The sequence below is a fragment of the Achromobacter sp. Marseille-Q4954 genome, from assembly GCF_943737025.1.
Lineage (GTDB): Bacteria > Pseudomonadota > Gammaproteobacteria > Burkholderiales > Burkholderiaceae_B > Achromobacter > Achromobacter bronchisepticus_A.
Genome location: NZ_CALSFQ010000002.1, coordinates 1,339,195 through 1,353,305, shown reverse-complemented (window position 1 = coordinate 1,353,305; position 14,111 = coordinate 1,339,195). Strand labels below are relative to the sequence as shown.

General features: G+C 66.0%; 12 protein-coding genes. 5 read left to right on the top strand and 7 right to left on the bottom strand.

What is annotated here, in order from left to right; genetic code table 11:
- Positions 1 to 5: 5 nt before the first annotated feature.
- Positions 6 to 830: a class I SAM-dependent methyltransferase gene (locus NGK62_RS24260; RefSeq protein ID WP_251880691.1), complete on the bottom strand. Its 825-nt coding sequence runs from the start codon at positions 828 to 830 to the stop codon at positions 6 to 8.
- A 297-nt stretch (positions 831 to 1,127) separates the two neighbouring features.
- Between NGK62_RS24260 and NGK62_RS24255 the strand changes: the two genes are divergently transcribed.
- Positions 1,128 to 1,385: a helix-turn-helix domain-containing protein gene (locus NGK62_RS24255; RefSeq protein WP_013393124.1), complete on the top strand. Its 258-nt coding sequence runs from the start codon at positions 1,128 to 1,130 to the stop codon at positions 1,383 to 1,385.
- Between the two features lie 3 nt (positions 1,386 to 1,388).
- Entirely contained in the window at positions 1,389 to 2,735 is a 1,347-nt protein-coding gene (locus NGK62_RS24250; RefSeq protein WP_251880689.1) for a type II toxin-antitoxin system HipA family toxin, read from the top strand.
- Positions 2,736 to 2,816: 81 nt separating this feature from the next.
- Here the strand turns inward: NGK62_RS24250 and NGK62_RS24245 are convergent, their stop codons facing one another.
- Together NGK62_RS24245 and NGK62_RS24240 are read right to left on the bottom strand one after the other, a co-directional pair.
- Positions 2,817 to 3,500 (bottom strand): GntR family transcriptional regulator, encoded by a 684-nt coding sequence (locus NGK62_RS24245; protein WP_251880688.1) that lies wholly within the window; start codon positions 3,498 to 3,500, stop codon positions 2,817 to 2,819.
- 11 nt (positions 3,501 to 3,511) lie between these two features.
- The gene (locus NGK62_RS24240; protein ID WP_251880686.1) at positions 3,512 to 5,287 is read right to left on the bottom strand and encodes an IlvD/Edd family dehydratase; all 1,776 of its coding nucleotides are present in this window, start codon (positions 5,285 to 5,287) and stop codon (positions 3,512 to 3,514) included.
- A gap of 220 nt (positions 5,288 to 5,507) precedes the next feature.
- On the opposite strand from NGK62_RS24240, the gene NGK62_RS24235 reads away from it, so the two are divergent.
- Positions 5,508 to 6,503: a Bug family tripartite tricarboxylate transporter substrate binding protein gene (locus NGK62_RS24235; RefSeq protein ID WP_251880685.1), complete on the top strand. Its 996-nt coding sequence runs from the start codon at positions 5,508 to 5,510 to the stop codon at positions 6,501 to 6,503.
- 287 nt (positions 6,504 to 6,790) lie between these two features.
- A complete protein-coding gene (gene pdeR / locus NGK62_RS24230) occupies positions 6,791 to 8,788 on the top strand; it encodes a cyclic di-GMP phosphodiesterase (protein ID WP_251880683.1) in 1,998 nt (665 codons plus the stop codon).
- Positions 8,789 to 8,812: 24 nt separating this feature from the next.
- On the opposite strand, the gene NGK62_RS24225 is transcribed toward pdeR, so the two are convergent.
- A complete protein-coding gene (locus NGK62_RS24225) occupies positions 8,813 to 9,697 on the bottom strand; it encodes a crotonase/enoyl-CoA hydratase family protein (protein WP_054459094.1) in 885 nt (294 codons plus the stop codon).
- 346 nt (positions 9,698 to 10,043) lie between these two features.
- Entirely contained in the window at positions 10,044 to 10,787 is a 744-nt protein-coding gene (locus NGK62_RS24220) for an SDR family oxidoreductase (protein WP_251880682.1), read from the bottom strand.
- A gap of 116 nt (positions 10,788 to 10,903) precedes the next feature.
- On the opposite strand from NGK62_RS24220, the gene NGK62_RS24215 reads away from it, so the two are divergent.
- A complete protein-coding gene (locus NGK62_RS24215; RefSeq protein ID WP_251880681.1) occupies positions 10,904 to 11,815 on the top strand; it encodes a LysR family transcriptional regulator in 912 nt (303 codons plus the stop codon).
- Here the strand turns inward: NGK62_RS24215 and NGK62_RS24210 are convergent.
- Both NGK62_RS24210 and NGK62_RS24205 read right to left on the bottom strand, forming a co-directional pair.
- Complete coding sequence (locus tag NGK62_RS24210; protein ID WP_059378482.1) at positions 11,794 to 13,188, bottom strand: GntP family permease; 1,395 nt, start codon at positions 13,186 to 13,188, stop codon at positions 11,794 to 11,796. The genes NGK62_RS24215 and NGK62_RS24210 overlap by 22 nt on opposite strands.
- Before the next feature lie 86 nt (positions 13,189 to 13,274).
- Complete coding sequence (locus NGK62_RS24205) at positions 13,275 to 14,084, bottom strand: aminoglycoside phosphotransferase family protein (protein WP_251880679.1); 810 nt, start codon at positions 14,082 to 14,084, stop codon at positions 13,275 to 13,277.
- Positions 14,085 to 14,111: the final 27 nt, after the last annotated feature.

Genomic DNA, 14,111 nt, shown 5'->3' with positions numbered 1-14,111 from the left:
CGCCACTACGCGCCGCGCGGCGCCGTGATGACATGCGCCTGGATTCTTCCTGTGATGGGACCCGCGCCGTAGCGCGCACGCAGCGCGTCGGCCGCCGCATTGACGGCCTGATCCAGCATGTCCGCGCCGCGGGCCTCGATCTCGTTGCGCAACGGCGTACCCTGGCAATAGGCCATGGCAGCCGTTTGGGGCGTGTCCGCACGGCTTTCGAAGGCAACGGTTTCCAGCGTCTGCCGGTCGGTGAATCCGGCGCGGGCCAAGTCGGCTCTGATGACGGCCGCGTCGTAATAGCCATGGGGAATCCGGCTCATGAAACGGGGCGGGTCGCCGGGGAACAGCCGAGCCAGGGCCTGCTCCACCGTATCGGCAAACGCGTTGTCCTCGATGCGGTCCCAGACGTTGAACAGGAAGGCGCCGCCGGGCCGCAAGACCCGGCGCGCTTCGGCGTAGGCTGCGGCCTTGTCCGGCAGGAACATGTAGCCGAACTGGCAGACCACGGCATCGAAGGCCTGGTCCTCAAACGGCAGCTTCAGGGCGTCGGCCTGGCGCCAGGTGACGGCGCGGCTTGTGCCCAGGGCCTGGGCCTGTTCCAGCATGGCCGGATTCAGGTCGGTCGCGACGATGGCCGCGCCAGCGGGCAATTGGTCCGCGAGCTGGCGCGTCACCGCGCCGGTGCCTGCGGCGACCTCCAGCACGGCGGAAGGGCGCAGCGCTGCGGTTCGCGCGGCGATGTCCGCCGCATAGGGTTGGAAGACGAGAGGAACCATGTACCGCTGGTAGAACTGCGGAATGGATCCGGAGAAAACACGATCGCCAGGGGTGGTGTTCATGATGTTCGACTCCAAAGCGGCCGCGCGGAGCGGTCTTCAGATTGAACTTGCCCTCGTCCGGTGCCGGACGGGAATTCTATTTTAGGCAATGCGAGTAGGTGTGGCGAAGAGAGGAACGATGCGAGAGGCTTACATCCTTGTAGCCCCTGGGCCTCATATTCCGCGAGTCAGCCTGATTTTGTAGCCCCTGGGGAGCGGAATGGTTGGCTGGCGCATATAGTTTAGTTCGATCCATTTTGTGCCTTTTGGGCTACAAAATGGATAGAATGTCCTTGTTTTGATGCCCAGGGGCTACAAATGACGACTTTAGGTGATGTGGCGGAAATGCTGAAGAACGTCCGTAAGCAGAATCGCCTTTCCCAAGACGAACTGGCCTCTCGCGCTGGCGTTGCTCGTACGACGGTTACGCGCATGGAAACGGTGGCGCGTGGGGACATGAGTGTGTCCGCGCTGGTTCGTTTACTGGATGCTGCGGGTTATGACCTCAAATTCGTAAAGCGCGGCCATGGCCGGACCGTTGAAGACATACTTGCTGAACAGCGACGCGGAGAGTGAGCTATGCGGCTGGACGTGTACGTTCTCGGGCAGCAGGTCGCCAAGCTCTATCGCGAGGCTGACGAGTATGTTCTTCAATATGAGCCGGACACGCCGGACAGCAGTTTCGTCAGTCTGGCGATGCCGGTACGCCAAGAGGCGTGGCGTTGGCCACGCGATCTGCATCCATTCTTTCGCCAGAACCTGCCCGAAGGCTACCTGCTCGGCGTGATCCGCGAACTGTTCGGACCTCTTCTGGATGGGACTGATCTTTCACTGTTGGCCGTGGTCGGGGCGGCCGGTATCGGCCGGGTGGCCGTGACTGTGGAAGGTGCCGCGCCGGGTGTCGACCTCAGTCCGTTGAACATTGACGAGCTGCTTACCGCCGAGAAATCAGCTGCCCTTTTTGAAGAGCTGGTGCGCCGTTACGCGCGTAGTGCGGTATCAGGCGTGGTGCCAAAATTTCTTGCACCAGAAGAACGGTTGGGCGCGGGGAAGGACGCAGGCAAGACGACGTTGCGCACTGCCCAGCACATCATCAAAGGTTCGGATAAGGCGACCGACTTCCTGGGTTTCAACGAGCACTACACATTGAAAGTGCTCGCACGCCTGAACGTTGTGCCGGTGGTTCAAACACAGATGTCCGCGGATGGACGGATCCTGGTGGTGGATCGCTTCGATGTGGACACTGAAGGACGGCCTGCCTATGGGGTGGAGGACGCCTGCAATCTGCTCGGCCTGCCGCCGCACGAAAAATACAGTCCGTCGACAGAACGGGCGCTGAGCGCGACCAGGGCATATATTCCGTCTGCCATCAGACGCCAGCAGAACTTGCTGTTTGCTTGGCAGACGCTTGCAAACTACGTCGTGCGAAACTCCGATTGCCACGCCAAGAACATTGCCGTGTACTACTCAACCCTTGGGGATGTGCGCTACACGCCGGTGTATGACGTGGTGACGACCCAGGCGTATCCACAATTCAGCAGCGCGCCGGGCTTGGCCGTGGCTGGCCGGAAGACCTGGTCGCCGGGCAAGGCGCTCTCGCGATTTTGCACCGCTCGGCTGGATATCTCGCCCAGGGACTACCAGGACATGGTCGAACAACTCTGTGAGTCTGCTGTGGAGGTCGGCAAGGAGATCATAGAAGCGGCCAAGAATGAACCGCGATGGAAATGGATCGCCAGACAGATGGTGCATGCTTGGAATGAGGGCATGTGCTCGCTTCGGAGCGTTCAACTGGAAAGGAAGTACCGCGGACTTGAAGCTGCCATAGAGAATGCCGGGCTCGGGGCGCCAGATGTTCCAGCGTCCGCCAACGCGGCTATAGGACGTTCTGAAATGATCGCTCCGCCCGCCCGAAAGCGGACATGACGAACGAGGGTAGCGGCGTCATGTCCATGAACGGAAGTCGAGGTCTCCCGCGCGATGGGCAAGAATGGCGGTTGCGTTCGCCTAAGCGCCCAGCCGCGCCTGTTCCGCCGCCAGATAAGCGTCCCGCGACGGCAGCAGATGCTCCCGGCACAGCGCCATCAACCCCTCCCGGTCGCCATCCCGCAGCGCGTGGATCATGGCCCAGTGTTCCTGGCGGGCGCGTTCGCGGTAGCCGGCGGCGGCCAGCGAGCCGAAGCGGATGGGGTGGGTGCGGCGGGCGTATTCCTCGATGGCCTGGCACAGCACCGCGTTGTCCAGCAGGCTGAAGAACTCGCGATGAAAGCGCTGGTTGCTGCGGAACACGCGACGCGCGTCGCCATCGGCGACCGCGGCATCGTGTTCACGCTGCACGGCCACCAGCGCCGCCAGCCGCGCCTGCGGCACGGGCAGCGGGATCTGGCTGGCGGCATGCACTTCCAGCACCTGGCGCAGCGCGTACAGCTCCATGACTTCGCGCACCGCGTACGCGCGCACGACCGCGCCGATGTTGCGCTTTTTCTCCACCACGCCGAGCGCCTCCAGGTCGGCCAGCACCTGGCGCACCACGTGGCGCTTGAGCGAGAAGCGCGCCATGAGTTCGTCTTCGGTCAGGCGCTGGCGCGGATGCAGCCGGCCGAAGACGATGTCTTCTTCCAGGATGGCGACCGCGGCCTGCGCGGCGTCCGGGGCCAGTACCGGCGCGGAGTCGGGGGCGAGGGCGTCCATGGGCTTGCCGCCTACTTCTTGGGCACGGTGTCGCGCGTGACGCCGGCGCGCAGGAAGTCGAAGTCCACGCCCTGGTCGGCCTGGGTCACGGTCTGCAGGAACAGCTTGCGGTAGCCGCGTTCGGCGACGGGGCGGACGATGGGCTGGGCCGCGGCGCGGCGCGCCAGTTCGGCGTCGTCCACCAGCAGCGCGATCTCGCGGTTGGCCACCGACAGGCGGATGCGGTCGCCGTTCTGCACGTAGGCCAGCGGGCCGCCGATGGCGGCTTCGGGCGTGACGTGCAGCACGATGGTGCCGGCGGCGGTGCCGCTCATGCGGCCGTCGGAGATGCGCACCATGTCCTTCACGCCGGCGCGCGCCAGCTTCCTGGGGATGGGCATGTAGCCGGCTTCGGGCATGCCCGGCGCGCCGGTCGGGCCGATGCGCTTGAGCACCAGGATGTCTTCGGCGGTGACGTCCAGCGCCTCGTCGTCGATGCGCCGCGCCATGTCCTCGGCGTCCTCGAACACCACGGCGCGGCCTTCGTGCTCCATCAGCTTGGGGTTGGCGGCGGATTGCTTGATGATGGCGCCGCCGGGGGCCAGGTTGCCGCGCAGCACGGCCAGGCCGCCCACGGGGTAGATGGGCGAGGCCGCCGTGCGGATCACGTCCTGCGGGAAAGCGGGCGGGGCGTCGTCGAGTTCCTCGCCCAGCGTGCGGCCCGACACGGTCAGCGCGTCCAGGTGCAGGTAGGGACGCAGCTCGCGCAGCAGCGCCGGCATGCCGCCGGCGTGGTGGAAGTCTTCCATGTAGTGCTGGCCGGAGGGCTTGAGGTCGACCAGCACGGGCGTTTCGCGGCTGATGCGGTCCAGTCCGGCCAGGTCGATGTCGATGCCCAGGCGGCCGGCGATGGCCGTCAGGTGCACGATGCCGTTGGTGGAGCCGCCGATGGCCAGCAGCACGCGCAGGGCGTTCTCGATGGACTTGCCGGTGAGGATGCGCTCAGGCGTCAGGCGCGAGGCGGCCATGGCCACGGCGGTGGCGCCGGTCTTCTCGGCGACGCGCACGCGGTCGGCGGTGACGGCCGGGGCCGACGCGCCGCCGGCCACCATCATGCCCAGGGCTTCGGTGATGCAGGCCATGGTGCTGGCCGTACCCATCACGGAACAGGTGCCCACGCTGGCGACCAGCTGGTTGTTCACGTCCGAGATCTCGGCCGCGTCGATCTCTTCGGCGCGGTAGCGGCCCCAGTAGCGGCGGCAGTCGGTGCAGGCGCCCACGCGCTCGCCGCGGTGCGAGCCGGTCAGCATGGATCCCGTGACCAGCTGGATGGCGGGCACGCCGGCGGACGCCGCGCCCATCAGTTGGGCCGGTACGGTCTTGTCGCAGCCGCCGATCAATACCACGGCGTCCATGGGCTGGGCCCGGATCATTTCCTCGGTGTCCATGGACATGAGGTTGCGCAGGTACATGCTGGTGGGCTGGGAGAAGCTCTCGTGCACCGAAATGGTGGGGAAGTCCATGGGCAGGCCGCCGGCCAGCATGACGCCGCGCTTGACCGCCTCGATCAGTTGCGGGGCGTTGCCGTGGCAGGGGTTGTAGCTGCTGCCCGTGTTGACGATGCCGATGATGGGGCGCGACAAGGCGTCGTCGGTCAAGCCCGCTCCCTTGATGAAGGCCTTGCGCAGGAACAGCGAAAAGCCGGTGTCGCCGTAGTTGGTGAGCCCGCGGGCCACGCCGCGCGCCGTGGCGCCGTCACTGCTGAAAGGGTCCGGCGCAGCTGCGTCGTTCTTGGTCTCGTCCTTCATTTTTGATCTCGATAATATTATTGATAATCTGATGGCGGCATCATAGCCAGCCTTTGAAAACACCCGCAAGCGATTTATCAGTGCCGTTCAATTGATCTTATTAATAGATCAGTCGATAGAAAAATTCTGATTCTTCAATCAAGTTGCCGAACCTACACTGGCCCGGTTGACGAGCCGGGCGTCCGTTTCATTCCTATACCCATCCCGGCAGGAGACCTACATGTCAGACCTGCGTCTGCGGCCGCGCCGCGCCGTGTTGTTTTCCCTGCTGGCCTTGTGCGCCGGCATGTCCGTTCCCGCCCTGGCCGCCGACGCCTACCCCGACAAGCCCATCCGCATGATCGTGCCGTACCCGCCCGGAGGCGCGACCGACGTCATCGGCCGCGTGCTGGCGCAGGAGCTGACCGGCGCGCTGGGCCAGTCGGTGATCGTGGAGAACCGGGCGGGCGCCGCCGGCAACATCGGCGCCGACCAGGTCGCCAAGGCGCAGCCCGACGGCTACACGCTGCTGATGGGCGCGCTGACCAGCCATTCCATCAACGCCGCCCTGTACCGCGGCCGCGTCACCTATGACGTGGAGAAGAGCTTCGCGCCGGTGTCCATCGTGGGCACGGTGCCGCTGGTGTTCGTGGTGAATCCGTCGGTGCAGGCGAAAACGCTGGCCGAGTTCATCGCGCTGGCCAAGTCCAAGCCCGGCTACATCACCATGGGTTCTGCCGGCAACGGTTCGCCGCAGCATCTGGCCGCCGAAATGTTCAAGCGCACCGCTGGCGTGGAAGTGCTGCACGTGCCCTACAAGGGTAGCGGCCCGGCCATGACCGACCTGATGGGCGGGCAGGTGCTCAGCATGATCGAAACCGTGCCCGCGGCGCAGGGCAGCATCAAGGCCGGCAAGCTGCGCGCGCTGGCGGTGACGTCGGCGCAACGGGTGGACGCGCTGCCGGACGTGCCGACCGCGGCCGAAGCCGGCCTGAAGGATTTCGAGGTCAGTTCGATGTTCGGGATCGTGGCGCCGGCCAATACCCCGGCGCCGGTGATCGAGCGTTTGAATGGCGAGCTGAAGAAGATCCTGGCCAAGCCGGAGGTCCAGGCCTCGCTGCTGAACCAGGGCGCCATCGCCACCTGGACCACGCCGGCCGACGCCGGCGCCCGCGTGTCGGCCGAACTGGCGCGTTGGACCAAGGTCATCGACGAAGCGGGCGTGAAGGGGGATTAATACCCCTAAAGTTGTGGCTATACGTCACACGCCGGAAGTTCCGCCGGGAACCTCCGGCGATTTTGTTTGTGCGCGCGCTCGCGAAAGACGCAACAAGGCTTGCGCGCAAACTGAGGAATACGCACTGAAAAAAGGGTGCATGCAAAGTTTTGCGCTATGAACCGCCAAAAGGGACGCAATAAACCGCAATAAAGCTCTCGCGAGATTGTATACAGTGGTTGACCCCGAATAGACTAGGCCGTAATGTAGTTTGCGGGCCTTCCCAGGACGGCAGAAGGGGGATAACAATGACAGACGACCAGGACGAAAAGTCGATTCTGTACACGCATTTCGGAACGCATAGTCCGTATTGGCGTCTGTCCGCCGATAGCGACGCGTTCGAACTTGCAGCAGTCAAGGGCGCAGCCAATATCGCGATGGCATTGCGCCCGGAACAAGCCGAGACGATACGCAGCCTGACGGGCATCACGTCCAGCGTGCGCATCGACATCTCGCTGTACGGCGACATGCTCAGGCTCCACCTGGTGGGCCGCAAGATCAATCCCAACGAATGGGCCGGCACCGCGTCCGCCCATTCCGACACTGAATCCGTAGCCAAGGATCTGGTCGAAGGCCTGTCGTTTGCCGAGACCGTGGTGTCCGAGGCCAACTCGGTCATCGTCATCGTCGACCAGAACGGCCGGGTGCAGCGCTTCAACAAGCTCAGCGAGGAATACACCGGCAAGCGCGAGCAGGACATCATCGGCCGCAGCGTGTTCGAGATGTTCATGACGCGCGAAGAGGCGATCGCCTCGCGCCGCAATATCGCCGAGTTCTACAAGCGCGGGCAATCCTACGAGGCCGAGCGCCTCATCAATACGGTCAAGGGGCCGCGCCTCTTCCTGTTCCGCAACAAGTTCGTCACCAGCGGCAGCGGCGAAAAGCGCGTCTACCTGATCTGCTCGGGCACCGACATCACCGAGGAACGCCAGGCGCAGGAGCGCCTGCGGGTGCTGGCCAATACCGACATGCTGACCAACCTGCCCAACCGCCACGCGATCACGACGCGGCTGAAGGCGGCGCTGGCGGCGGGCGAGGACGGGCGGGGCGGCGTGCTGTTCCTGGACCTGGACAATTTCAAGCGCATCAACGATCACTACGGCCACGGCTTCGGCGACCGTCTGTTGAAGTCGGTGGCGGTCGCGATCTCGTCCTGCCTCGCCGAAGGCCAGACCCTGGCGCGGCTGGGCGGGGACGAATTCATCGTGCTGCACGAGGCCGCGCAGACCTGGGAGCTGGAGGCGACCGCCCAGCGCATCATCGAACGGCTGCGCGAGCCTTTCCGCCAGGGGCTGATCGAGGTCTACACCAGTTGCTCCATCGGCATCGCCATGTATCCGGAGCACGGCGCCGACCTGGACAGCGTGGTGCGCAGCGCCGACATCGCCATGTATGTGGCCAAGGAAGCGGGGCGCCATACCTACCGCGTGTTCCAGCCCGAGATGGACCGCCGCAACGCGGACTACGTCTGGCTGGACACCAATCTGCGCAAGGCGCTGGCCGAAGACCATCTGATGCTGTACTACCAGCCCAAGCTGGCCGGCCGCAATGGCGAGGTCGACGGGGTCGAAGCCCTGGTGCGCTGGCGTTCGCCGGAACGCGGCATGGTCGGCCCCGCCGTCTTCATTCCGTACGCCGAGGAGTCGGGCCTGATCTCGCCGCTGGGCGTATGGGTCATGCGTGAAGCGGCCAGGCAGGCCGCGGCCTGGAAGCGCGACGGCCTGAACATCCGCATCGCCATCAATATGTCGGCGCGGCAGTTGAATGACAAGGGCGTGGTCAGCGACTTCATGCGCGCCATCAACGACGCCAGCCTGGATCCCTGCCTGCTGGACATCGAACTGACCGAAAGCTGCCTGATCGACGACGAAGGCGCCGCCATCGAACTGATCAAGCAGTTCCGCCAACTTGGCGCGCGGGTCCATCTGGACGACTTCGGCACCGGCTATTCCTCGCTGTCGCAGCTGGCCCGCATTCCGCTGGACGCGATCAAGCTGGACGCCAGCTTCGTGCGCGGCGTCAACGAGAACCCGGTGTCGCAGGCGCTGGCGCGCGCCATCGTCGCGGTGGCGCGCACGCTGGAGCTCAAGGTGATCGCCGAGGGCGTGGAAACGACCGAAGAAGCCGTGTTCGTCGACACCCTGGGCGTGGACGCCAAACAGGGCTACCTGTACGCCAAGCCCATGCCGGCGGCGGAGTTCACCGCCTGGCTGGCTCAGCGCCGCCGGCTGCATCTCATTGCCTGACGCAGCCGGCAGCGCCTTACCGCATCAATGCATGGTGGCTTCCAGGGCGGACTCCGCGCTGGAAGAACTGCGGCGGTTCTGCGCCATCACCAGGCGCTCCATGTAGGCGCGGTCCTTCGGGTCGATCGAGAACGCGGCTTCGACCCAATCTTCGGTAATGTCCATCAGCTCCGAGCGCGACAGGCTCAGCACGCGCTGGCGCGCGCGCAGCATGGCGCGCATGCCGTTGAGCTTGGGCCGCATCACGTCGATGAAGGTGCGCGTGGCCTTGTAGGCGTCGCCCGGCTCGAACAGCACGTCGACCAGGCCGCGGCCATGGAACCATTCGGCGGTGTGGGATTCGCCCGTGCCTATCAGTTCTTCGGCCAGCTTCATGCCCGAGCGCCGCGCCACCAGCGAGTAGCCGCCCATGCCAGGGAAGAGGTTGAACGCCATTTCAGGAAAGCCCATGCGGGCGGTGTTCTGCGCCAGCACGAAGTGGTGCGCCAACGCGGCCTCGAAGCCGCCGCCCAGGGCGGTGCCTTCGATCATCGCCAGCGAGATCGCGCCAGTGTCGAAGCCGCGGGTGGCGGCATGCACGCAATCCACGCAAGCCCGGGCGTACGCCCGCAGCGCTTCGCGCTTGCCGGTGCGTATGGCTTCCGCGAAGAAATTCAGATCGCCGCCCACGTTGTAGATCTGAGGAACGAGCGAGCCGGTGACCCAGAAGTCGATCGGCAGGCCAGAGTCCTTGGCGGCGCGCGCCAGGGTCATGATCTCGTCGATCAGTTCATGGTTGAAGCACGGACGCGGTTGAGCGCGCAGCATCATCCACATGACCCGACGTCCCTCCTCGTAGAACGCCGAGAGCTGCTTCAGGTTGCCGGCGGCGGTGAAGGGGTGGCAATCCGGATGAATGAGTTGATTCATTTACTTTCGTCCAATTGATCAAGGTGAGTCGGAGTACTACGGGATCAGCCTAATACAGACCTTCCGGCTCTCGTCTCATGCAAAACTCGTCCAGCTGGCCAGACTTGTCCGTAAGTCAAAGGCCCGAGTGATCAACGGAGAAACGCGATGAGCGGACGCAGCCGCTCAACCCATCAGGCGATGGGGGCATGGGTAAAACGGATGAGGGGTACACGCAATTTCGCGGCTATCGGGGCGATGCGCCGCGCGTGCGCCGAAGTCGGCGCGCTCATGCGTAGGGATGAGGGATGGCGCGGCCGGGCGGCCGCGCGCGGGCTTGCGTTTTGCGGTTCTGGAATGCGCCAGGTCAGGCGACGCCGCCGTTGGCGCGAAGGATCTGGCCGTTGACCCAGCCCGCCTCGGGGCCCGCCAGGAACGACACCACGTTGGCGATGTCATCGGGCTGGCCCAGGCGCTCCAGCGGCGGCATCTTGGCATAGTGCTCGATCAGCTCGGGGCTCTTGCCGTTGAGGAAGAGGTCGGTGGCGACGGGGCCGGGCGCCACCGCGTTGACGGTGATGCGGCGGCCGCGCAATTCCTTGGCGAACACCTGGGTGAGGCTTTCCACCGCCGCCTTGCTGGCGATGTAGACGGAGTAGTTCGGCAGGTTGAGCGCGATGGTGGTGCTGGACACGTTGACGATGCTGCCGCCGTCGGCCAGCCGCGTGGCGGCTTCGCGCAGCGTGTTGAAGGTGCCGCGGGTGTTGATGCCGAAGGTCTGGTCGTAGAGCTCGTCGCTGGTTTCGGCCAGCGGCACCATCTTCAGGATGCCGGCGCTGTTGACCAGCACGTCGATGCGCCCCAGCTCCGCTTCCACCTGGTCGAACATGGCGCGTACCTGGTCCGACCGCGACACGTCGGCGCGCACGGCCAGGGCGCGGCCGCCCGCCGCGCGGATGTCATCGGCCAGGGTTGCGGCCTCGGCGGCGCTGGAGGCGTAGTTGATGGCGACGGCGTGGCCGTCGCGCGCCAGGCGGCGGACGATGGCGGCGCCTATGCCGCGCGATCCGCCGGTGACGAGCGCGATGCGTTGCGTGGCCTGGGTGTTCATGTCGTATCTCCGGTTGGATTGGGGGGTGAGGCGTATCTTGAACTATTCCAGAAGAAAGATAATTACTCTATATTCGCTAACATAATTTCATCTGCATTAATAATAGGTAAGTGACGATGGACCGGTTCCAGGAAATGCTGGTGTTCGTGCGCATCGCCGAAAGGCGCAGCTTTTCCAAGGCCGCCGAGGACCTGCAGATTCCGCGCCCCACGGTCACCAACCTGGTCAAGCGGATGGAAGCGCGCCTGGGGGCGCGGCTGCTTGAACGCACCACGCGCCAGGTGCGGCTGACCCATGACGGCGAGGCCCACTACCAGCGCTGCGTGCGGCTCCTGGCGGATCTGGAAGAGGCCGACGGCGCGTTCCTGGACACCTCGCCCAAGGGCCTGCTGCGCGTCAACGCGCAGGGCACGCTGGCCAGGTTCTTCGTCATGCCCGGACTGCCGGCCTTCCTGGAACGCTATCCCGACATCGTGCTGCAGCTGGGCGAGGACGACCGGCTGGTGGACCTGGTGCGCGAAGGCGTGGATTGCGTGCTGCGTACCGGCACGCTGCAGGATTCTTCGCTGGTGGGACGCCAGATCGCGCTGATGCCGCAAGTCACGGTGGCCAGCCCCGCCTATCTGGCGCGCTACGGCGAGCCGCGGCGGCTGGAAGACCTGGAAGGCCACCGGGCGGTGGACTACCTGTCCAGCGCCACGGGGCGCAGCCTGCCGCTGGATTTCACGGTCGATGGCAAGAACGTGCAGGTGCGCCCCAGGGCCGTGGTCAGCGTGACCGGCGCGGAGCTCTACACCAGCGCCGCGCTGGCCGGACTGGGATTGGTGCAGGTGCCGCGCTACCGCGTCGAGCGCGAGCTGGCGGCGGGCGAGCTGAAGATCGTGCTGCCCGGCGCGCCGCCCGCGCCCATGCCCGTGTCGGTGCTGTATCCGCAGAACCGCCAGGTGTCGGCGCGGGTGCGCGTCTTCACGCAATGGCTGGCGGAGGTCATCGCCGCCGGCCTGGCTCAGACGATGCCGGTCAGGTAGTACACCGCGATCGCCAGGAAGACCGAAGCGGTCGATATCAGCGTGATGGCGAAGATGTCGCCGTAGGACTGGCGGTGCGTCAGGCCCGTGACCGCCAGCAGCGTGATGACCGCGCCGTTGTGCGGCAGCGTGTCCATGCCGCCGCTGGCCATGGCGGCGATGCGGTGCAGCACCTCCATGGGGATGCCCGCCGCGTGGGCGCTGTCGATGAAGGTCTGCGCCATGGCCGCCAGCGCGATGCTCATGCCGCCCGAGGCCGAACCGGTGATGCCGGCCAGCGAGGTCACGGCCACTGCCTCGCCCACCAGCGGGTCGGGGATGGCCTTGAGCGCGTCGGCCACCAGCAGGAAGCCGGGCAGGGCGGCAATCACGCCGCCAAAGCCGTATTCCGCCGCCGTGTTCATCGACGCCAGCAACGCGCCCGACACCGCGTTCTTGCTGCCTTCGGCGAAGTGCGCCTTGATGCCGCGGAACGAGAACAGCAGGATGGTGACGATGCCTGCGATCAGCGCGCCCATCACCGCCCACAGCGCCACCTGGTCTTCGGCATTGACGGGCATGGGCTTGGGCAGGCCGGGCAGCGCGACTTCGGAGCCGGCCGGATACCAGCCCGGTATCCAGCGCGTCAGCAGGTAGTTGACGACGCCCACCACCACCAGCGGCAGCAGGGCGACCAGCGGATGGTGCTCGCGTTCATTGGGCGGCGTGACCGGTTCGTTGCGCAGGTCGGTGCCGTAGGTCTCGCCGGCGGCCGCCGCGCGCTTGCGCCGCCACTCCAGATAGGCGATGCCGGCGGTCAGCGTGAAGCAGGCGCCGATCAGGCCGAGCCAGGGCGCGGCCCAGGTGGTCGTTTCGAAGAAGGTGGTGGGGATGATGTTCTGGATCTGCGGCGTGCCGGGCAGGGCGGTCATGGTGAAGGTGAACGCGCCTAGGGCGATCGCGCCCGGCATCAGCCGCTTCGGGATGCCGCCCTGGCGGAACATCTCGGCCGCGAACGGATAGACCGCGAACACCACCACGAACAGCGACACGCCGCCGTAGGTCAGCACCGCGCAGACCAGCACGATGGCCATGATGGCGCGTTCGGCGCCGATCAGGCGCAGCACCGCCTGCACGATGGCGCGCGAGAAGCCCGACAGCTCGATCAGCTTGCCGAACACGGCGCCCAGCAAGAACACGGGGAAGTAGAGCTTGGCGAAGCCCGCCATGCGCTCCATGAAGATGCCCGAGAACACGGGCGCCAGCGCCGACGGGTCGGTCAGCAGCACCGCGCCCATGGCCGCGATGGGCGCGCACAGGATCACGCTATAGCCTCGATACGCCGCCAGCATCAGGAACGCCAGCGCCGCCACCACGATGAACAATCCGGTCATTCGGTACTCCGGGAATGAAGAGATAAGGGGTGTGGGGCTACACCTTACCGCATCAAACCGGATACCTTGTTTGCAACGGCCGGGATTCAGCGATCCAGCAGCGCCTGCGCCTGGCGGGCGATATCCAGGTCGATCGCGGCGTCCTCGCCTCCACCCATGAACCAGGCGGCGGACAGGCCGCACCAGGCCAGGATCCATTGCAGCAGCCGGCGGCGCTCCAGGCCGGACTGCGCCACGACCAGTTCCAGCCGCCGCTCGAAGCGTCCTGGCACGATGGCGACGGGCGGGATCGGATCCGCCAGGTCCGGGTTGCAGAAGATGTTGGCGTAGTCGAAGGCGCGCTCGCCGTGCAGGCGCTTGGGGTCGATGACCAGCCAGCCACGCTCGCCGAAGTCCAGGATGTTGTCGTGGTGCACGTCGCCGTGCAGCACTGTCGGGTCGCGCGGGCTGTCGAGCAGGGCGCGGGCGTGGCGCGCGCTGTGCGCCAGGATGCCGCCTTGCGCCTGCGCCATGGGCCACAGTTCCTCGAACCATTCTTCCAGCGGACGCAGCGCGGGCAGCGGCCGGGCGCGCGGCGCGTGCAGATCCTGCAGCACGCCGCAGATGATGCGGGTGGCCTCGTCGTCGCGCCCATTGCGGGCGTAGTCGGCCAGCGAGCGCGTGCCGGTGGCCCGCTCCAGCAGGATGGCTGCGTCGTCGTGCGCCAGCACGCGCGCGGCGCCCTGGCCGTCCCACCAGCGCATCAGCACGCCGCCTTGCTTCTCGTCTTCCTCGTGCGAGACCTTGAGCATGGCGGGTTGGCCGCGATGGCGCACGGGCAGCAATTGGGCGGCGCGCGTGATGATGGGAGCGCCGTCGGGGGTCAGTTGCCAGCGGGAAAGGTAGGTGTCGAACATGGGCTTGCGGGGAGTGCTGGGACGGAC